The organism is Amylibacter sp. SFDW26, from assembly GCF_009184395.1.
Lineage (GTDB): Bacteria > Pseudomonadota > Alphaproteobacteria > Rhodobacterales > Rhodobacteraceae > Amylibacter.
In genome coordinates, this window is sequence record NZ_WEIC01000004.1 from 204,257 (window position 1) to 224,162 (window position 19,906).

Consider the following 19,906-nt stretch of genomic DNA (forward strand, 5'->3'; position numbering starts at 1 on the left):
CGGCACCAAGTATTAGACAGGGGCACATATTGTTACGTTCGATTTTTATTTTAGCTGCGGCATACGCTCTTTCACCATTTTCTTTTGCACATGCAGAGGGGGTGTTTAAATCTAAGCCAGCAGGTGAAAAGAAACTCCAAATATCTTCTGTTTTCACCAATGATTTCTTAGGGGATGGGGATGACCGCTGGAGAACTGGCTCGCTTGATGTTTCAGCCACATTTGGTGGTGGTGATTTGCGCGAGTTACCTGAAAAAGCATGGGAAAGGTATCAACTGCGGTTTCGGGGTGAGATTATATCCCCAAGCAATATTTCGACGCCATCTGCAACAGATCGCCAATATGCGGGTGTCCTTGGTTTAGGGTTGTTTACGCATTTTCAAAAAAACAGCTATGATGTATATTATGGCGGGGAACTTGTTTTTGTTGGTGAGAACACGGGCATTGGTGCTTTACAAAGAAATTTCCACGAAGAGTTGGATATATTGCCGCCGTCAGCCGCTGTTTTGAACAATCAAATCCCAAATGCGACCTACCCGACTGTTCATGGCGGTTTGTCAAAGAGTTTTCGTTCTGAACGACGTTTGATCCGCCCTTTCGCAGAAGTACAAGCCGGTGTTGAAAGCTTTGCACGAGTTGGAATGGATATCGTTTTGGGTGGCGCTTTGATTGATGATTTCTTATTGCGTGACAGCGTGAGTGGTCAATTAGTCAGCCATTCCAAAGCTGATGATAGCAAAGGTTTTGGCTTTTTGATGGGGGCAGATGCAGCATATGTTGTGGATAGCAACTATCTACCAAATTCAGGAACGCTTGCGTTTGAAAACCTCCGTCCGCGTGCACGTGCAGGAGTAGTCTATCAACAAGAGAAATTTGGCTTGTTTTATGGCATTTCATGGCTTGGTAAAGAGTTTGAGGCACAAAGATCAAGCCAAGTCGTAGGTAGCCTTAATATAAACGTGAGTTTTTAACGTTTAGGCTTGTTGACTCTGTTCATTTTATCCCTATAAACCGCCCATCGCTGCTTTGCAGTGACCATATTGGTGTTTGTGGCCCTAGCAATAGGTCGCCTGTCGCCCAAAGCAGTTAAGCCGCGGGAAAGGAAAGCATCTTTCATAAACCTGAAAGGATCCAGCCGTGACTAAACGTACAGCTGCCAAATACAAAATCGATCGCCGTATGGGCGAAAACATTTGGGGTCGCCCAAAATCTCCAGTAAATCGTCGTGAATATGGACCAGGTGTTCATGGTCAACGTCGTAAAGCTAAATTGTCAGACTTCGGTATCCAGTTGCGCGCTAAGCAAAAACTAAAAGGTTACTACGGTGATTTGACAGAAAAACAATTCCGCCGCATCTACACAGAAGCTGTTCGCGTGAACGGTGACACAGGTGAAAACTTGGTAGGTCTACTTGAGCGTCGCTTGGATGCTGTTGTTTACCGTTCAAAGTTTGTTCCAACAGTATTTGCTGCACGTCAGTTCGTGAACCACGGTCACGTGAAAGTAAACGGCAAGAAAGTGAACATTCCTTCATACCGCGTTAAAGAAGGCGACGTGATCGAAGTTCGTGAAAAATCAAAGCAAATGGCTTTGGTTCTAGAAGCTGCAGGCTCTCAAGAGCGTGACTTGCCAGAGTACCTAAATGTAGATCACGGCAAAATGACTTCTACATTCGTTCGCACACCAGCACTTTCAGACATCCCTTACCCAGTGATGATGGAACCAAACTTGGTTGTGGAATATTACGCGAAGAACTAATCTTCGCCGAACATATAAGAACTCGAAAAGGTCGCCTGTTGGGCGGCCTTTTTTTGTATGGGTGCTATATTAAAAGATAAAATATATTTGGTGGAAACGGAGTTTCGATTTAAAATTAGAATATTGTTAAGCTATAGATTGGATTTTTTATGACGTTCTATCACGGCCTAAAGTATTATAAAGACGACCCAGATTACCCAGAAAAACAAGCATGGATTGCCTCTAGATTATTAACATTGAGGCATGATCTCTACCAACAGATTGAAAAAGATCGGCATCCAAAGTCGCTGATCATTGGTTCGTGGAATATCCGTGCTTTTGATGATGGAATGCCGCGTTTGGATGAAAGCTATCATTACATTGCTGAGATTATTGATCACTTTGACATATGCGCCATTCAAGAGGTGAAGGCGGATTTAGCGCCATTAAGACGGTTGGTGAAATTATTGGGCCCGAATTGGGATTACTTTGTCTCAGATGTATCAGAGGCCAAGGGTGGTAATAATGAACGTATGGCGTTTGTTTATAATACGGACCGGGTGTTTTTTAGAAATCTGATTGGTGAAATTGTCATTCCAAGAGAGGATTTGATCGCGGGTGAACAAGTAGCACGTTCCCCGTTTTTTGCATCATTCCAAGCGGGTTGGTTTAAGTTTTCACTTTGCTCAGCTCATATAATCTATGGTGATGATTTAGATTTACGTGCGCAAGAGATCAAAGTTATTGCGGATACTTTGGTACGTCGTTCGAAAAAGGAAGATCAGGTACATGTGTTCCTTGGTGATATGAACATCGAGAAGGAAGATGATGTCGTCATGCGGGCACTTAAAGAGTCAAAAATGACTGTACCTGATTTTGGGCCAACGAATATGAGTGGCAATCGGTATTTTGATCAGATGGCCTTTACCACAAAAGGCAAAGCAGGGCTTAAGACGAGATTACTTCGCCATGCGACGTTTGATTGGCGACATGCTGTGTTTGGCCCGCATCCAAAAGTGCCAGCTTCTGCATTCACTGAAAAGCAGAACAAGCTTGGCATGTCGCGTATAGATCGTGATGGGTTGCTGGCGCACTATAAGGATATTGTGACTGCTGCTCGGACGAAGTATAAGAAACAGCCTTATTCAGATTGGCCGAAATCCTATAAGAATTGGACAACGTTTGAAATGTCAGATCATCTGCCTATCTGGATGGAACTTGAGGTGGATTATTCCGATGATTATCTGCGAAGGTACCTAAAGTAACGATAGGGTTAGCGGGTTCGATTGGTACAATATTGCGCTTGTGCCTGTTAAGTATTTCCCGTTAGGTCGCGCTATGCAGTCCAGTTCTATTCTTATCAGCAACGCGGGCCATCTTCCGTTTTGGCGCCGCCCGTTCACTTTGCTCGCTCTTATGGCGTTTTGCATGCCAATGGCATTTTCAACGTGGATGGCATTGCTGAATAATTTTGTAGTGCATGAGGCTGGATTTAACGGGCGTGATATTGGCTGGTTGCAATCTATCCGTGAAGTTCCCGGATTCTTCGCAGTCGGAGTGATCATTGTTATTCTGTTTATCCGAGAGCAACTATTGGCAATTATCAGCATGATGTTACTCGGGGCTGTGATTGCTGTGACGGCATGGTTCCCAACGTTTTATGGTCTTTTGATAACGACTTTCTTATCCAGCCTTGGTTTCCATTATTACGAAACTGTAAAAATGTCATTGGAACTACAGTGGCTTAGTAAAGAAGAAGCCCCCCAAAAACTTGGTTGGTTGATATCAATCGGATCAGCTGCATCGCTCATTACCTATCTGTTTATCATGTTCACATGGAAAACTTTGGGGTGGGATTACAATACGCTTTATATGATTGGCGGCGGGGTTACTTTTGTTGTTGCGATCTATTGTTGGGCGGCATTCCCGCGTTTTGAAGGCGATGTAATCCAGCATAAGAATATGGTGCTGCGCAAACGCTATTGGTTGTATTACGCACTACAATTTATGGCGGGTGCGCGCCGCCAAATTTTCATCGTTTTTGCGGCCTTTATGATGGTCGAACGTTTTGGATTTGAAGTGCATGAAGTAACTGGGCTTTTCCTTGCCACTTATTTTGTAAATATCTTCATTGCGCCAATCATGGGCCGTATGGTTTCCAAGTTTGGTGAACGTAATGCTTTGGCGTTCGAATACGTTGGGCTGGTTGCTGTATTCTTAGCATATGCGGGTATTTACGTGTTTGGCTGGAGTGTAGTTGTCGCTGCAGGGTTATATTTATTAGACCACTTCTTTTTTGCGCTGGCTTTGGCGCAAAAGACTTACTTTCAGAAAATTGCAGATCCAAAGGATATTGCCCCAACAGCGGCAGTTGCATTCACAATTAATCATATCGGCGCTGTCGTTTTACCTGCCTTGTTAGGATATGTGTGGCTGGTGTCGCCTACTGCAGTGTTCGGTATAGCAGCGGCAATGGCAGGGGTCTCATTAGGTCTTGCTTTGTTAATACCACGCCATCCTATGATGGGGCGTGAAACTATTTTCGCGAAACAAGGTTAGTATATGGCTGAGGGTAAACAAGCGCGTTTTCTAACAGGCTCTACCATGCGCCATGTTTCGGTTATGACCGTGACAGGTATGATCGGGCTAACATTCTTGTTTCTGGTCGATGCGGCAACAGTATTCTGGGTTTCATATTTAGATAATGAGACATTTATGGCAGCTCTGGGGTTTGTCTGGATCGTACAGTTGTTTATGATTTCGACCAGCATTGGTTTTATGATCGCGGGCACTGCATTGGTTGCAAAATCACTAGGGCAGGGCAATTTACAAAATGCGCGGGAACAGGCCACAACATCTTTAGTCATTGGTATTACGACGCAAAGTATATTGGCTTTGATCATTACTATTTTTCGGTACGAGGTGTTGCAATTATCGGGGGCGTCGGGAGAAGTCTTGCAGATTAGTGCAGACTTTTTGTTTATTTCAGTACCGTCTTCCACATTTATCGTAACAGGCATGATCTCATCAGCTGTCTTGCGTGCCGAAGGGGATGCGCGGCGTTCTATGTATGTAACTTTATCTGCTGGTTTGGTCGCTATGATCGTAGATCCATTCCTGATCATTTTTATGGATATGGGCATTTATGGTGCTGCTTGGGGCGTGGTGATTTCACGTCTAGCATCATGTGCATTAGGGTTGTATTTCCTTATTGGTGTTCACAATTTAGCGGCACCTATTAAATTACATTTTGTCAAACGCTGGAGTATGCCGTTTTTCATTATCGTCTTACCTGCACTGATCACACAGCTTTCATCGCCTTTTGGAAACTATCTAATTACGCGCATCATGTCTGAATATGGCGAAAGCGCAGTTGCGGGTTGGGCCGTTTTGGGGCGCTTAACTGTGCTTACATTCGGTGGCGTGTATTCATTGTCAGGTGCTATTGGCGGGATCATTGGTCAAAATTACGGGGCACATATGTTTGATCGTATTCGCATGGTGTACCGCGACGCTTTGATCTTTTGCGTGGTTTACGTTGTGATTGCTTGGATAATCTTGGCAGCAATGACTGACCCTATTATCGCGATTTTTAATTTAACTGACGAAGCTGCCGAAGTGATTAAGTCATTCACATATATTGCGGCGGGCAGTTATGTTTTTGCAGGCGCTTTATATGTTTCAAATGCTTCTTTTAATAATTTAGGACGCCCTGTTTATTCGTCGTGTATTAATTGGTTCAAGGATGGCGTCTTGATGTGGCCTCTATGTTTATTAATGGGTACATATTATGCAGCCCCTGGCGTTATCTATGGCCAAGCATTGGCATGGTGCATTGCGGGTACAGTAGCAATGATGCTTGGTTGGTATTTCATTGGTAACGTTGAAGAGAGGGATGCGGCTAAGGCTAGACATAAGGCCCGTAAACGCTAAATATCAGGTTAAATCTATGGAGAGATCAGATGTTCTTTAAGCGCCCTGTCGAAATTCCAACAAAATCACAAGCATTGGTTGGTCGCAGCGAAGCAATTCCTACGGCTGAAACGCATTTTGTGAATGGTCGCGCATTGCAAACGGATATCCCTGCTGGTTTTGAGCAGGCTATGTTTGGCATGGGCTGTTTCTGGGGTGTGGAGCGCATGTTCTGGGGGCTTGATGGTGTATGGGTGACAGCTGTTGGTTATGCGGCGGGTCATACGCCAAATGCGACTTATGAAGAGGTTTGTACTGGTAAGACTGGGCATAATGAGGTTGTGTTGGTCACCTATGATCCGTCAGTGATCAGCTATGATGCTTTGTTAAAAGTGTTCTGGGAAAACCATGATCCAACACAAGGGATGCGCCAAGGTAACGATCAAGGTACGCAATATCGTTCTGGCATTTATACATATTCAGATGCACAGTGTGATGCTGCAAAAGAGAGTTTAGCAGCATTTCAACCACGTTTGGCTGATAAAGGTTATGGAGCCATCACGACTGAAATCATCCCTGCACCAGAGTTTTTCTATGCTGAAGGATACCATCAACAGTATTTGGCAAAGAACCCTGATGGTTATTGTGGCATTGGTGGAACTGGTGCAGTCTGTCCGATTGGCTTGAACGCTTGACCTAATGGCTGCACTGTCTTATCCGCGGGTCAAACGAACCCCCGTGAGGATATCATGCCGACATATACTGCTTTAACCACACTTGCGAATAAACAAGCTGCCGAAGTTATGGGCGAGATGTTGGAAAATTTAGAACCAACGCCAATCGGTGTGGGTGTTTTCGAAATGGAAGATGGCTCTGGTTTATTTGAGGTTGGTGGGTATTTTCTGGAAAAACCAGATGAAGTGGCCTTAGCTTTGATTTGTGCTGCAAGTGATGCAAAGCCATTCGCGGTTTCTGAAGTCCCCGATAAGGATTGGGTTGCAGAAGTACGGCGCGAATTGGCACCAATTTGCGCGGGTCGCTTTTACCTTTATGGCAGCCATGATGCGGATTCTGTGCCAGAAGATTGCGTGCCAATGTTGATTGAAGCTGCAATGGCTTTTGGTACGGGTCACCATGGTACAACACAGGGCTGTTTGACGGCACTTGATGCCATCGCGAATGATGGATTTATGCCAAAGAATGTCGCCGACATTGGCTGTGGTACCGCCGTTTTAGCAATGGGTGCTGCGAAAGTTTGGGATGTTCCCATGATTGCCAGTGATATTGATGAAGTGGCAACAGATACAGCGGTTGCGAACTTGTCTTGTAATGATTTGGATGGACGGGTCGAAGTTGTTACCTGTGCAGGTTTTGATCACCCGCGTTTGCGTGAAGAGGCACCGTTTGATTTGATCTTGGCTAATATCCTTAAAGGCCCGTTAATAGCTCTATCCGCAGATATGGGTGCATCTTGTGCAAAAGAGGGATATGCGATCCTATCAGGTATTTTGAACCACCAAGCAGATGATGTTTCAGAAAGCTACCAAAGCAATGGTTTTGTTGAAAAAGATCGTTTGGTTATTGGTGAATGGTCTACCTTAACATTGCAAAAATCTTAACATAATTTCGCCACACTCGTATGATTGATTTACGTTAAGTAAGTCTGTTTTTATTTTTAGTAGAAGAGTGTTCGTTATGTCAGACATCCAAATAGATGAGTTCCGCTCACGCGTGGACCGAATTGAGCGAAATATGGGTAAGTCACGTCGCAATATGCGCCGTGACCGTTTTGGCGCGATTCACAGTCGCAAAGATAGTGTTCCCAAAAGCGCCATGTTTGGAACATTTAAACTGGTTGCTAAGCTTTATATTATCTTTGCTGTTACAAAAGCGGCTTTGATTTATAACTCTGACCAAGCTGTATATGCTGAAAAAATTGAAAAATGGTCAACTGGTGTTGGAGCTGCGCCTATTATGTCTGTCGTTATGGCGCCAGATTATTTCACAGTTCCGATTCACGGCGGGATTGATAAGCTTGCAGCTTTCATAAAAGCCGATGCAAAAAAATAAGTCGCCCGAAATCGGACGACTTTGAAAACTTAGCAAATTTTATTTACGCTTAAAGGATGCGAAAGAAGCCTGTGTTTAGTGCTTCTACGTCTGCACGTGTCATGCCGATATCTTCTAGCTCGCGGTTTGTAAGGCGATCTAGCATTTTGTACGTATTGCGCTTTGCGCTCCACATTGCAAGGCTGTTAACAGCAGCCTCAACAGCACGTGGAGTGCGGATTGAAAGAGCACCGAATGGTGCAGCATTTGTTGGGTTCATTGTAGCCATGGGCTTAATCCTTGAATGTGGTCATTATGACCGTGTTTATAATTCCCATTTATGCCTGCTAACATGTTCTTACAATGGTAATTATTGCATGCCTGAAATGCTTTTTTTGCATAGCGGGTTAACAATATATTAACGCGAGTTTATAAAGATGCTTGGCTAATGTTCTTGTTTCGTGCTATTGCTGCTCTAGGCAAGAAACAGGACTAATATGCGTGTTATAGGGATCGATCCGGGTTTGCGGAACATGGGGTGGGGTATTATTGATATCTCGGGTACTAAATGTAGCCACGTCGCAAACGGTGTTTGTAAATCTGAAGGGACTGATTTTGGGAAACGTTTGTTAAGTTTACATGGTCAGTTAACCGCAATATTCCAAGAATATGCGCCTGAAACAGCGGCTGTTGAGCAAACCTTTGTAAATAAAGATGGTGCTGGGACATTGAAATTGGGCCAAGCAAGGGGGATTGCAATGCTTGTTCCTGCACAATTTGGTTTGGAAATTGGCGAATATTATCCCAATGCGATCAAAAAAGTGGTTGTCGGTGTTGGGCATGCCGAAAAGAAACAAGTGGATCATATGGTTAAATTGCAATTGCCTGGCGTAAAAATTGCTGGCGCAGATGCTGCAGATGCGCTTGCAATTGCATTATGTCATTCACACCACGCGCAGTTTTCCAATAAGTTGCACGATGCGATTGCCAAAGCTGGAGCCGTAGCATGATTGGTAAGATTACGGGTAAGGTTGATTACCGCGCCAAAGATCATGTCTTGGTTGATGTTCAGGGCGTCGGGTATTTGGTCTATTGTTCGGAACTTACATTAGCATCTTTGCCGCCAGCGGGTGGCGTTGTAGCACTTTATACAGATTTGTTAGTACGTGAAGATAACTTGCAATTGTTTGGTTTCCTTACACTAGCGGAAAAAGAATGGCATAAGTTATTAACCACTGTTCAAGGTGTTGGTGCAAAAGCTGCATTGGCGATTGCGGGGACACTTGGAACGGACGGTGTTTCACGTGCCATTACATTGGGTGATATTGCGGCGATTAAAGCTGCACCAGGTGTGGGGCCAAAGATAGCACAGCGGATTGTGACAGAGTTAAAAGACAAAGCTGCTAGTATTATTTCTATGGGTGCAGCTGGGTCGGAACAAGCTGTTGCGGATGATAGTATGGTTATTGATGTACCTGTTGCGACTGAAGCAAAGGTTAAGCCTGTATCTTCTAGTATGAATTCAGCTGGGGCACAGGCAGACGCTCTTTCTGCACTGGTGAATTTAGGCTATGGTCAAGGTGAGGCTGCAAGTGCTGTTGCAGAGGCCTCTGGTACTGAACCAGAAGCAGGTTCTGGTGCTTTGATAAAGGCTGCTTTGAAACTACTGGCACCGAAAGGGTGATAATATGACGGAACCTGATCCGAATTTACGCCCTGAGGAACAACCGGCAGATATTGACCGTGCGATGCGCCCTCAATCTTTGAATGAATTTGTTGGGCAGGCTGATGCACGTGCCAATCTGAAAGTATTTATCGAAAGTGCACGCCAACGAGGGCAAGCAATGGATCACACATTGTTTTATGGCCCTCCTGGACTTGGCAAAACAACACTTGCGCAGATTATGAGTAAAGAACTGGGGGTGAATTTCCGCATGACCTCTGGCCCTGTTTTGGCAAAAGCAGGTGATTTGGCGGCGATTTTAACCAACCTAGATGAGCGTGATGTTTTGTTCATTGACGAAATACACCGTTTAAACCCTGCAGTTGAAGAAGTGCTTTATCCAGCTTTGGAAGACTTTGAACTGGATTTGGTGATTGGTGAAGGTCCTGCTGCACGGACTGTACGTATTGATTTGCAACCATTCACTTTGGTTGGGGCAACGACGCGACTAGGTTTGTTAACTACGCCTTTACGAGATCGCTTTGGTATCCCAACGCGGTTAGAGTTCTACACTGTTGATGAGTTATGTCACATCGTTGATCGTGGTGCGCGATTGATGGGGGCAGATGCTACAGAAGATGGTGCACGTGAAATTGCACGACGTTCACGTGGCACGCCGCGTATTGCTGGCCGCTTATTGCGCCGTGTTGTGGATTTCGCAATTGTTGAAGGCAACGGTAAGGTTGATCAGCAAATTGCAGATATGGCTTTGACTCGTTTAGGTGTAGATGATCTAGGGCTTGATGGTGCTGATCGCCGATATCTGCGCTTACTTGCAGAGAATTATGGCGGTGGGCCTGTTGGTGTGGAAACAATTGCCGCAGCATTATCCGAAGCACGTGATGCCATTGAAGAAGTTATTGAACCTTATTTATTGCAACAAGGCCTTATTCAGCGTACTCCGCGCGGGCGTATGTTGGCGGCGAAAGCATGGAAACATCTGGGATTGGATGCACCAAAGCCAACTGCACAAACGGATATGTTTGGGAACGGTAAATGAGCGATGAAATGTTAAGTGTAGAAGCTGCCACGCAGTTGTTTATACGTAAGACGGGTGAATATAACTTTGCACGCTGGGGACGCCCAATTGCGCCTGTGGTTTTTGGCGTAGATGATACTACGCTTACCTGTCTAAAGGATGCGATTGCACAGACTGTTGCCGTGACTGGTGGTACATTGGCGGAAACAGATCCTGAATTGGGCGCAAATTTCATGTGGTTCTTTTGTTCTGAATGGGATGAGGTCGGACGTGTTCCGGATCTTGAAAAGCTTGTTCCTAATCTGGGTGATTTAGTGGCAACTCTACAAACAAAGAATGTAAATGAACATCGAATGTTCATTTTTGATGCAGATGGCGCGATCAAAATGTGTTTGCTTTTCATTCGTATGAAAGGGGCAGTTGCGGATATGTCCGTTCAGGCTCTTGCTACAGGTGAGACATTGCAGAGTCTTTTGACATGGTCCGAAGATGCATTTGACACGCAAAGCCCAATTGCGACAATTAAAGAAAATGGCATATGTATTGTTAAGCCAAGTTTTGCTTGTCTTGTGCGTGCGGCTTATGATGCAACGATGCCACCGAGTGCGTCTGATGCTAGTCATGCAATGCGGTTACATCCGCGAATGCAAAAATTGTATAGTGATTTAGGGCAATGAAACATAAATTCCCCATACGCGTCTATTACGAAGATACCGATTTGGCGGGGATTGTTTATTACGCAAATTATTTGAAGTTTATCGAACGTGCGCGCAGCACTTTGGTGCTGGAAGCAGGCATCGATCAGGTTTCTATGCGTGATCAAGAATTGGTGTTTGCTGTTAAAAAGGTCGAAGCAAACTACATAGGTAGCGCAAAGTTGAACGATGATTTATCGGTGGAAACCATATTAAGTGGTGTAACGGGCGCTAAAATCGTCTTCACACAAAATGTCTACCGTGATGGTCATGCGATTTTTTCTGCTTTAGTTACAGTTGTTTGCATCACAATTTCTGGGAAAATTGTTCGTTTCCCAGCGGATATTCGCGCAAAATTGAACGAATTGGTGAAATAACGCAGCAAAAGCTATGCCTAGCATGGGTTTTTTGCTAAAAGACTGCCAAGAACAACAATAACACGAAGTCATCACAAAGATGGCTCACAGGCAGAACGAGTAGTCTTATGGCAGTAGAAACACTGGGTGCAGTGCAAGATGTTGATTTTTCAATGCTTGCTTTATTCTTGCGTGCAACAATCACAGTTAAATTGGTGATGTTGGTTTTGATCTTCGCGTCTTTTTGGTCGTGGGGCATCATTATTCAAAAATTCATAAACTATCGTAAAGCAAGGCGAGATACCGACAAGTTTGATCGGGCGTTTTGGTCTGGTGAGCCGTTGGATGGTCTATACCAGCAATTGGGCGACAATCCGAACGGTGGTTCTGAACGTATCTTTGTGGCGGGTATTTCTGAGTGGCGTCGTTCTCATCGTTCTGATGGCCAAATGATCGCAGGGGTACAGCAACGGATTGATCGTTCTATGGATGTGGCGATTGGTCGTGAGTCTGAGAAACTGAACAACGGTTTAACATTCTTGGCGACTGTTGGTGCGATTGCACCTTTCGTTGGTTTGTTTGGCACCGTTTGGGGTATTAAGCACTCGTTTGAACAAATTGCGATTCAGCAAAATACAAACCTTGCTGTTGTGGCGCCTGGTATTGCCGAGGCACTTGCTGCTACTGCTCTTGGGTTGGTTGCCGCGATCCCAGCTGTTATTTTCTATAACAAACTCTCTACAGATGCTGACCGTATCATTGGTGATTACGACAGTTTCGCTGATGAGTTTTCGACAATTCTTTCCAGACAGCTAGACGCATAGGAGCAAACTATGGGTGCAGGTGTTATTCAAAGTGGTGGAGGCGGCGGTAAGCGTCGCCGTAGCCATGCGAAACGTAAACCAATGGCTGAAATCAATGTGACACCATTTGTGGATGTCATGTTGGTGTTGTTGATCATCTTTATGGTTGCGGCACCATTGTTGACTGTTGGTGTTCCAATTGAGTTGCCAAAAACGGCTGCTACGTCTTTGCCGACTGAAGAAGAAGAACCACTAACAATCGCAATTGCTGCGGATGGGACATTGGTTCTGCAAAGCACAGAGATTGATCGCAATACGTTGATCCCTAAATTACAAGCGATTGCAGCGGAGCGTGAAAATGACAAAGTGTTCTTGCGGGCGGATGGCTCAGTCTCATATGAAACCGTTATGCAAGTCATGGGTGCGCTGAATGCGGGCGGATTTCGGGATATCGGTTTGGTCACAGATGCTGGTGGCCCGTCATTGAATGATCAGGACGGCTGAGGTGTAGTGTGCAAACAGGCACCAAAATATCAGGAGCATTGCATGTAGGCTGTATCGGGCTTGCTGTGTTTGGCGTGGATTTTTTTGATTCCACGGACAGTACACCTATACAGATATCTGAGGTCAGCATTATTTCTTCTGACGAGTTTGCGACCTTACAGACTACGGCACCTGAAACTGCGCCTGAACCAGAAAAAGCTCCTGAGCTGAATGAACCGAAACCAGCACCACGTGAAGAAAAAGCGCCAGAGATTGCACAGCCTGAGAAACCTGCGGAACCCAAATCAGATGAACAAGTTGCGATTGCTGCCCCTGAACCAACACCTGCGCCGCGGATTGATAAGCAATCTGCACCAAAGCCAGATATCAATGCCAAAGAAGCTGAAACGACCGTGAAAGAAACAGCGCCTGATGAGGCGGCTGAAAAGACGGAGCAGGCGGAAGAGCCTAAGCAAGAACAAGCGCCAAAAGAGGCGGCGACTGAAATTGTGACTGAGGCTGAAAAGCCAAGTGAATATGCGCCGACAACATCAAGTGTCCCACGCTCACGACCAAAGGATATCAAGCCTAAGGTTGCTGAGGTAGAAAAACCTAAGCCAAAAGAAGAACCTGTAAAGGAAGAGCCAAAGGACAACACAGCCGATGAGATTGCCAAAGCGTTAGCGCAAGCGGAAAAAGAAGCGCAAGAAAACAAGCCTGCTGTGCCTGTTGGCCCGCCTTTGACTGGTGGTGAACGTGAGGGTTTGGTTCTGGCGGTGCAAAAATGTTGGAACGTACCTGTTGGCCTGCAAAATGCAGATGATTTGACGGTTGTGATTGGTATGGAGTTGAACCCTGACGGTAAATTAGCTGGGGCTCCGAAATTATTAGAGCCTTCTAGTGCGCCTACTGGTGCGTTGAAACAGGCTTTTGAAGCTGGTAGACGTGCGTTAATTCGTTGCGCACCTTATGACTTACCACAAGATAAATACGAACAGTGGCGACAAATCGAAGTCGTCTTTAACCCTGAAAATATGGTATTGAGATGATGAAAAAAGTTTTAACATTTTTATGCAGTGCTTTAGCGGCTGTTACACTGATATCGACACCCGTCATGGCGCAAGGCAAACCTTTGCGGATTGAAATCACTGATGGCGTGATTGAACCGCTTCCATTTGCAGCGCCTGTGTTCGTTGCGGAAAATGCAGCGGCGGGTACATATGCAAATGATTTGACGAAGGTTATGGCATCCGACCTGATTGGATCCGGTTTATTCCGTGAAATCCCAAATGCGGCGCATATATCCAAGATCACTAATTTCAATGCGCCAGTGCAATTCGCTGATTGGAAAGCTATCAATGCACAGGCATTGGTGACGGGTTCTGTCAGTGTGACAGGTGATAAACTGACGATCAAATTCCGCTTGTTTGATGTCTTTGCACAAACACCATTGGAAGGATTGCAATTCTCAGCATCTGTAAATAGCTGGCGTCGTATGTCGCATAAAATTGCAGACGCAGTTTACAGCCGTTTAACGGGTGAAACCGGTTACTTTGACAGCCGTGTTGTTTATATCGCGGAGGATGGGCCAAAGAACAAACGCCAGAAGCGTTTGGCATTGATGGATTATGATGGGGCTAATACGCGTTATTTAACGGATGCGAGCTCGATTGTTTTGGCGCCGCGGTTTTCACCAAATGCACGTGATATTATTTACACAAGTTACGAGACAGGATCGCCGCGTGTATTTCTGTTGAATGTGGATACGTTGCAACGCCGCATTTTGGGTGATCAACCGTCTATGGCATTTGCACCGCGCTTTTCACCAGATGGCAGCAAAGTTGTTATGTCTCTTTCTGAAAACGGTAACTCAGATATATTTGTGATTGATGTTGCAAGTGGACGTCGTGCGCAACTGACGAATTCACCTGCTATTGATACGGCTCCTAGTTTTTCACCAGATGGGTCGCAAATTGTGTTTGAATCGGATCGTGGTGGCGGTCAACAAATCTATGTGATGTCTGCAACAGGCGGTTCTGCAAAACGGATCAGCTTTGGCAAAGGCCGTTATGGCACGCCAGTTTGGTCTCCACGTGGTGATATGATTGCATTTACGAAGTTGAACCAAGGGCAGTTTCACATTGGCGTGATGCGTACAGATGGTAGTCGTGAAAAACTATTGTCACGTTCATTCCTTGATGAAGGGCCGACTTGGGCACCAAATGGACGTGTCATAATGTTTTTCCGTGAAACTGCAGGGGCTAACGGTGCGCCATCCATCTATTCAGTAGATGTAACTGGCCGAAATTTGCGCAAAGTAAACACGCCAACCTTTGGGTCTGACCCAAACTGGTCTGGTTTGTTAGAATAAGCGGGAAACCGTTCACAATGAATGTGACTTCTGATATAAATACAAAAAATGATGGCAAAAAGCGATCGAGAGAGGCAGAGTAGGCGATGATTATGAATAGTATACTAAAAGTAAGCACAACATTGGTCTGTGTTTTGGCGCTAAGCGCATGCGGTGATAAATTCGGTGGTTTTGGCAAGAAGCCAGGTGATGTTACCCCGAGTGGCGGGATACAACAGGGTAGTCTGGATGATCCAACGTCTGTCGCGTATTTCCAACAAACAATCGGTGATCGTGTGTTGTTCGCTGTCGATCAAAGCTCGTTGAGTCCAGAAGCAACAGCTGTACTGGATGGTCAAGCGAACTGGTTGAACCAAAATACACAATATAACGTAACGGTTGAAGGTCATGCAGATGAACAAGGGACACGCGAATACAACCTTGCATTGGGCGCACGTCGTGCAAGTGCTGCGAAAAACTACTTAGTAAGCCGTGGTGTTGCTGAAAACCGCGTGAACACATTGACATTTGGTAAAGAACGCCCACTTGAAATCTGTTCAACAGAAGCATGTTGGTCTAAGAACCGTCGTGCAGAAACAGCGATTAATGCTGGTTTAGGTAGTTAAGAGGCATCTTATGTTTATTGGGCGTAAATTTGTAAAAGCAACATCCCTTTGTATTTGGGCAGCTTGTACACCTGTACTGCTGCACGCTCAATCTAATGAAGAAACTCTTGCCGATATTCGGCAAGAGCTGACATTTCTAAATATTGAGATTCAACGCTTAAACCAAGAACTATCAACATCATCAGCATCAGATACATCCGCTACAAGTTCGGGCTCACTATTGCAGCGCACTGATGCATTAGAGCAGGAATTACGTCGCATTACGGGTGTTGTTGAGAATTTGCAATTCCGTATCGAAAAGATTGTTCAGGACGGAACAAACCGTATTGGTGATTTGGAGTTCCGCTTGGTAGAGCTTGAAGGCGGTGATGTTACGGCTTTGGGCCAGACATCAACATTGGGTGGTTTAGAGTTAACTGCCCCTACGCAGCCAATTACACAGGACAATAGTATTGAGTTAACTGCTTCGGAACAGGGCGATTTTGATCGCGCAAAAAGTGCTGTAGAAGCTGGTAAATTTGCAGAAGCAGTTACAGAATTCGACCAATTTTTACTGACGTACCCAAATGGACCTCTTACAAGTGACGCCCACTATTGGCGCGCTGAAGGTTTGGCTGGGCAGGGTGATTGGAGTAATGCTGCACGTGCTTTCCTTGAAAGTTTTAGTGGTACTCCAGACGCTGCAATTGCTCCTAAATCATTATACCGTTTAGGTGTTAGTCTTGCGCAACTTGGGCAAACCCAAGATGCATGTGCTACATTAGGCGAAGTTGAACGCCGCTATCCTGCTGCAGTTGAAGTTGGCGACGCGCAGGCTGAAATGACAGCGTTGAGCTGCTCCTAAGACCGGTGGACCAGACCGCATTATATACAAAACTAGATGCTGTGATGTGCAAGGTGCCAAATGGTGCTTTGGGTGTCGCTGTCTCTGGAGGTGGAGATTCAACTGCATTGTTACTTTTGTTGACAAAGTGGGCAAAGACGAATGGCCGCAAAATTTACGCTGCAACAATTAATCATAATCTAAGGGATGCTGCTGCAAATGAGGCTAATTTCGTTGCGGATTTATGCGTAACCCTAGGAGTCCCACATACGATACTTGAGTGGCAAGAATGGTCTGGCCATGGTAACCTACAAAATGCTGCGCGAAATGCGCGTAAAAAACTTCTTACAAAGTGGGCTATCGAGCACGAGGTATCAGTTATTGCGCTCGGCCATACTCAAGATGATCAAGCTGAGACGTTTTTAATGCGTCTAACACGTGGTTCTGGGGTTGATGGATTATCTGGTATTCGATCTGCAAGTGGAAGTAACCCTGTTTGGGTACGGCCATTGTTAGAGGTTACGCGACAAGCGTTACGTGATTACTTGACCGATTTGGGACAGGGTTGGATCGATGATCCTTCAAATGATGATGATATTTTTGATCGTGTAAAAATTCGCAAAGCACTCCCCGCGCTAGCAGAATTAGGTTTGACGGTCGAACGTTTAGCCCAAACGGCAGAAGGGTTACAGCCATCACGGTTGGCATTGGAAAAAATGACGCAAAATGCGGCTCATCACTGCTGCAAGCCAAATCAGTATGGTGTTGTTGAAGTCGATTTGGATATCCTTCAGCAAGAACCTTTGGATATTCAATATAGGCTTTTAAGTTATTCTATGAGTTGGGTTTCTGGCGCAGTTTATCGCCCTCGCTTTAAAGCTTTGAAATCTATCTATGGCAATCTATTAGATGGATGCTCGCAAACGCTTGCGGGATGTTTCTTGAAAATAAGTAATGATCGCAATCTTATTGTGATGCGCGAGCTCTCTAATTTGCACTTTGTGCAGCTTAAGAATGAGTTATACGATGGGCGATGGCAGGTTTCTGCTGATAATAACGATGAAGTAACTATTGGCCCATTAGGAGAAAAGGGGCTGCCACAAATCGAAAATTGGCGTGAAATAGGTGTTTTACGAGATATTCTAATGCAAACGCCTGCCGTTTGGGATAATGATGTCGTAATCTCTGCATCTTTAGCTGGATTAGAAGGAAATGTTGTAATCTCACTAAAAACTGATCTTAAACATTTCTATAAAGACATTGTTTCACATTGAATAACCTCAAAAGAGGATTATGTTCATAAGTCATCGCACTAAGCGAGTCGGCAATTGCCGACATAAACAGGAGAAAACCCTTGGGTAACGCCAGAAATCTTATTATTTGGGTCGCGTTGTTTTTACTCGTGATTGGACTATTTAGTATCTTTAACAACAATGCGGCATCGCAAAGTGGTAAAGCAATTAATTTTTCACAGTTTATGGAGCGCGTGGACAATGGATCCGTTAAGCGTGTGGTTCTAGATGGTGAAAAAGTTTACATTCGTGGAACAGATGACCAACAATACCGTACTGTGAAACCAGTTGAACTGGATATTACAAAGCAATTGTTGGCTGCTAACATTGAAGTTGAAGCTGTAGCGCAAGAACAGACAGGCTTTATGAGTACTGTTTCATTGTGGTTACCATTCTTATTGCTGATCGCTGTGTGGATATTCTTTATGAACCGCATGCAAGGTGGCGGTAAAGGTGGGGCTATGGGCTTCGGTAAATCCAAAGCACGCTTGTTGAACCAAAATGAAGACCGCAAAACATTTGACGATGTTGCGGGTATCGATGAAGCTAAAGAAGAGCTTGAGGAAATTGTGGAATTCCTACGTGATCCACAGAAATTCTCGCGCCTTGGCGGTCAAATTCCAAAAGGTGCTTTGTTAATTGGTCCTCCAGGTACTGGTAAAACATTGCTTGCACGGGCTATTGCTGGTGAAGCAGGTGTTCCGTTCTTTACAATCTCAGGTTCTGACTTTGTTGAAATGTTTGTTGGCGTTGGTGCGTCACGTGTGCGTGATATGTTCGAGCAAGCGAAGAAGAATGCGCCATGTATTGTTTTCATCGATGAGATCGATGCTGTGGGTCGTCACCGCGGAGCGGGCCACGGCGGTGGTAATGATGAGCGTGAGCAAACATTAAATCAATTGTTGGTTGAAATGGATGGCTTTGAAGCGAACGAAGGCGTGATCCTTTTGGCTGCTACCAACCGTCCTGATGTGTTGGATCCGGCTTTGAAACGCCCTGGTCGTTTTGATCGTCAAGTTCAAGTCCCGAACCCAGACATTAAGGGTCGTGAAAAGATTTTGAACGTTCATGCTCGCAAAACGCCACTTGGTCCCGATGTTGATTTACGCATCATTGCGCGCGGTACACCTGGGTTTTCTGGTGCTGATCTTGCGAACCTTGTGAATGAAGCTGCTTTGGGTGCCGCACGCACTGGCAAGCGCTTTGTCATGATGGAAGATTTTGAAACAGCTAAAGATAAAGTGATGATGGGCTCAGAACGTCGCTCTATGGTTCTGACTGAGAAACAGAAAGAACACACAGCGTATCACGAAGCTGGCCATGCTTTGGTTGGCCTAACATTGGAAGAATGTGATCCTGTTTATAAGGCGACAATTATTCCACGTGGTCAGGCATTGGGTATGGTTGTATCACTTCCAGAAATGGACCGTCTTAACTGGCATAAACGGCAGTGTGAGCATAACATTGCGATGACGATGGCTGGTAAAGCTGCGGAAATCATCAAATGGGGCGAAGAAAACGTATCGAACGGTCCATCAGGTGATATTCAGCAAGCGTCTTCGTTAGCACGTGCTATGGTAATGCGCTGGGGTATGTCAGATGTTGTGGGTGATGTAGATTATCAAGCAGCACATGAGGGTTATTCTGGTGGTAACGTTGGTGGTTTCTCTATTTCAGCAAAAACAAAAGAGCTGATCGAGGATGAAGTTAAACGTATGATCGAAGATGGTTACCAAACAGCTATGACCATTCTGAAGAAGAAGAAAAAAGAGTTTGAGCGTTTGGCACAAGGCCTTTTGGAATATGAAACTTTGACTGGTGATGAAATCGTTAAAGTTATGAAGGGCGAGAAAATTGGAGGAGACGATGATCCATCTGATTCCGGTGAAACACCAAGTGTAACTGCGGTTCCTAAAACAAAAAAGCCAAAGGCTAAGCCAACAGGGGACATGGAACCCGAACCGTCTTAAATAAAAAACTAAATCATTGAAAAGCCTGCAAATTTGCAGGCTTTTTTCGTTTTCTAACAAACGAGTCGTTTTTCACGCTTCATTCTCTCTTTGCGCTTATGTTTCTTT

Annotated in this window: 22 protein-coding genes; 21 read left to right on the forward strand and 1 reads right to left on the reverse strand. The window is 45.1% G+C overall.

The window, feature by feature from the left end; genetic code table 11:
* The first annotated feature begins 29 nt into the window (after window positions 1-29).
* From F9L33_RS12670 to F9L33_RS12705, 8 genes are all read left to right on the forward strand, one after another.
* Window positions 30-971, forward strand: coding sequence for a lipid A-modifier LpxR family protein (locus F9L33_RS12670; protein ID WP_193222040.1), 942 nt, complete (start codon window positions 30-32; stop codon window positions 969-971).
* 166 nt (window positions 972-1,137) lie between these two features.
* Complete coding sequence (gene rpsD, locus F9L33_RS12675; protein ID WP_152143166.1) at window positions 1,138-1,758, forward strand: 30S ribosomal protein S4; 621 nt, start codon at window positions 1,138-1,140, stop codon at window positions 1,756-1,758.
* A 149-nt stretch (window positions 1,759-1,907) separates the two neighbouring features.
* Entirely contained in the window at window positions 1,908-3,002 is a 1,095-nt protein-coding gene (locus F9L33_RS12680; protein WP_152143167.1) for an endonuclease/exonuclease/phosphatase family protein, read from the forward strand.
* 73 nt (window positions 3,003-3,075) lie between these two features.
* On the forward strand, window positions 3,076-4,296 hold the full coding sequence (locus F9L33_RS12685) for an MFS transporter (RefSeq protein WP_152143168.1): 1,221 nt from the start codon (window positions 3,076-3,078) through the stop codon (window positions 4,294-4,296).
* Between the two features lie 3 nt (window positions 4,297-4,299).
* Entirely contained in the window at window positions 4,300-5,670 is a 1,371-nt protein-coding gene (locus tag F9L33_RS12690; protein WP_226804122.1) for an MATE family efflux transporter, read from the forward strand.
* Between the two features lie 29 nt (window positions 5,671-5,699).
* Window positions 5,700-6,344 carry a peptide-methionine (S)-S-oxide reductase MsrA gene (gene msrA / locus F9L33_RS12695; protein WP_152143169.1) on the forward strand — a complete coding sequence of 215 codons (645 nt, stop codon included), beginning with the start codon at window positions 5,700-5,702 and terminating at the stop codon, window positions 6,342-6,344.
* Between the two features lie 54 nt (window positions 6,345-6,398).
* The gene (locus F9L33_RS12700; RefSeq protein ID WP_152143170.1) at window positions 6,399-7,268 is read left to right on the forward strand and encodes a 50S ribosomal protein L11 methyltransferase; all 870 of its coding nucleotides are present in this window, start codon (window positions 6,399-6,401) and stop codon (window positions 7,266-7,268) included.
* A gap of 76 nt (window positions 7,269-7,344) precedes the next feature.
* On the forward strand, window positions 7,345-7,719 hold the full coding sequence (locus tag F9L33_RS12705; protein ID WP_152143171.1) for a hypothetical protein: 375 nt from the start codon (window positions 7,345-7,347) through the stop codon (window positions 7,717-7,719).
* Window positions 7,720-7,768: 49 nt separating this feature from the next.
* Here the strand turns inward: F9L33_RS12705 and F9L33_RS15940 are convergent, their stop codons facing one another.
* On the reverse strand, window positions 7,769-7,987 hold the full coding sequence (locus tag F9L33_RS15940; protein ID WP_226804124.1) for a DUF1127 domain-containing protein: 219 nt from the start codon (window positions 7,985-7,987) through the stop codon (window positions 7,769-7,771).
* 208 nt (window positions 7,988-8,195) lie between these two features.
* Between F9L33_RS15940 and ruvC the strand changes: the two genes are divergently transcribed.
* The 13 genes from ruvC (at window position 8,196) to ftsH (ending at window position 19,798) form a co-directional block, all read left to right on the forward strand.
* On the forward strand, window positions 8,196-8,708 hold the full coding sequence (gene ruvC / locus F9L33_RS12715) for a crossover junction endodeoxyribonuclease RuvC (RefSeq protein ID WP_152143172.1): 513 nt from the start codon (window positions 8,196-8,198) through the stop codon (window positions 8,706-8,708).
* Window positions 8,705-9,382 (forward strand): Holliday junction branch migration protein RuvA, encoded by a 678-nt coding sequence (ruvA, locus tag F9L33_RS12720; protein ID WP_152143173.1) that lies wholly within the window; start codon window positions 8,705-8,707, stop codon window positions 9,380-9,382. Before ruvC ends, ruvA begins: the two co-directional genes overlap by 4 nt.
* 4 nt (window positions 9,383-9,386) lie before the next feature.
* A complete protein-coding gene (gene ruvB, locus F9L33_RS12725) occupies window positions 9,387-10,421 on the forward strand; it encodes a Holliday junction branch migration DNA helicase RuvB (RefSeq protein ID WP_152143174.1) in 1,035 nt (344 codons plus the stop codon).
* Window positions 10,418-11,077 (forward strand): hypothetical protein, encoded by a 660-nt coding sequence (locus F9L33_RS12730; RefSeq protein WP_226804125.1) that lies wholly within the window; start codon window positions 10,418-10,420, stop codon window positions 11,075-11,077. Before ruvB ends, F9L33_RS12730 begins: the two co-directional genes overlap by 4 nt.
* A complete protein-coding gene (locus F9L33_RS12735; RefSeq protein ID WP_152143175.1) occupies window positions 11,074-11,472 on the forward strand; it encodes a YbgC/FadM family acyl-CoA thioesterase in 399 nt (132 codons plus the stop codon). The genes F9L33_RS12730 and F9L33_RS12735 overlap by 4 nt, the downstream gene beginning before the upstream one ends.
* A 107-nt stretch (window positions 11,473-11,579) precedes the next feature.
* The gene (gene tolQ, locus F9L33_RS12740; protein WP_152143176.1) at window positions 11,580-12,275 is read left to right on the forward strand and encodes a protein TolQ; all 696 of its coding nucleotides are present in this window, start codon (window positions 11,580-11,582) and stop codon (window positions 12,273-12,275) included.
* 9 nt (window positions 12,276-12,284) lie between these two features.
* Complete coding sequence (tolR, locus tag F9L33_RS12745) at window positions 12,285-12,758, forward strand: protein TolR (protein WP_152143177.1); 474 nt, start codon at window positions 12,285-12,287, stop codon at window positions 12,756-12,758.
* 8 nt (window positions 12,759-12,766) lie between these two features.
* A complete protein-coding gene (locus tag F9L33_RS12750) occupies window positions 12,767-13,786 on the forward strand; it encodes a cell envelope integrity protein TolA (protein WP_152143178.1) in 1,020 nt (339 codons plus the stop codon).
* Complete coding sequence (gene tolB / locus F9L33_RS12755; RefSeq protein WP_370452129.1) at window positions 13,786-15,108, forward strand: Tol-Pal system beta propeller repeat protein TolB; 1,323 nt, start codon at window positions 13,786-13,788, stop codon at window positions 15,106-15,108. Before F9L33_RS12750 ends, tolB begins: the two co-directional genes overlap by 1 nt.
* Window positions 15,109-15,200: 92 nt before the next feature.
* A complete protein-coding gene (gene pal, locus F9L33_RS12760) occupies window positions 15,201-15,713 on the forward strand; it encodes a peptidoglycan-associated lipoprotein Pal (RefSeq protein ID WP_152143180.1) in 513 nt (170 codons plus the stop codon).
* Window positions 15,714-15,723: 10 nt separating this feature from the next.
* Window positions 15,724-16,557: a tol-pal system protein YbgF gene (ybgF, locus tag F9L33_RS12765; protein WP_152143181.1), complete on the forward strand. Its 834-nt coding sequence runs from the start codon at window positions 15,724-15,726 to the stop codon at window positions 16,555-16,557.
* 5 nt (window positions 16,558-16,562) lie between these two features.
* Window positions 16,563-17,810 (forward strand): tRNA lysidine(34) synthetase TilS, encoded by a 1,248-nt coding sequence (gene tilS, locus F9L33_RS12770; protein WP_152143182.1) that lies wholly within the window; start codon window positions 16,563-16,565, stop codon window positions 17,808-17,810.
* Window positions 17,811-17,890: 80 nt separating this feature from the next.
* Complete coding sequence (gene ftsH, locus F9L33_RS12775) at window positions 17,891-19,798, forward strand: ATP-dependent zinc metalloprotease FtsH (protein WP_152143183.1); 1,908 nt, start codon at window positions 17,891-17,893, stop codon at window positions 19,796-19,798.
* Window positions 19,799-19,906: the final 108 nt, after the last annotated feature.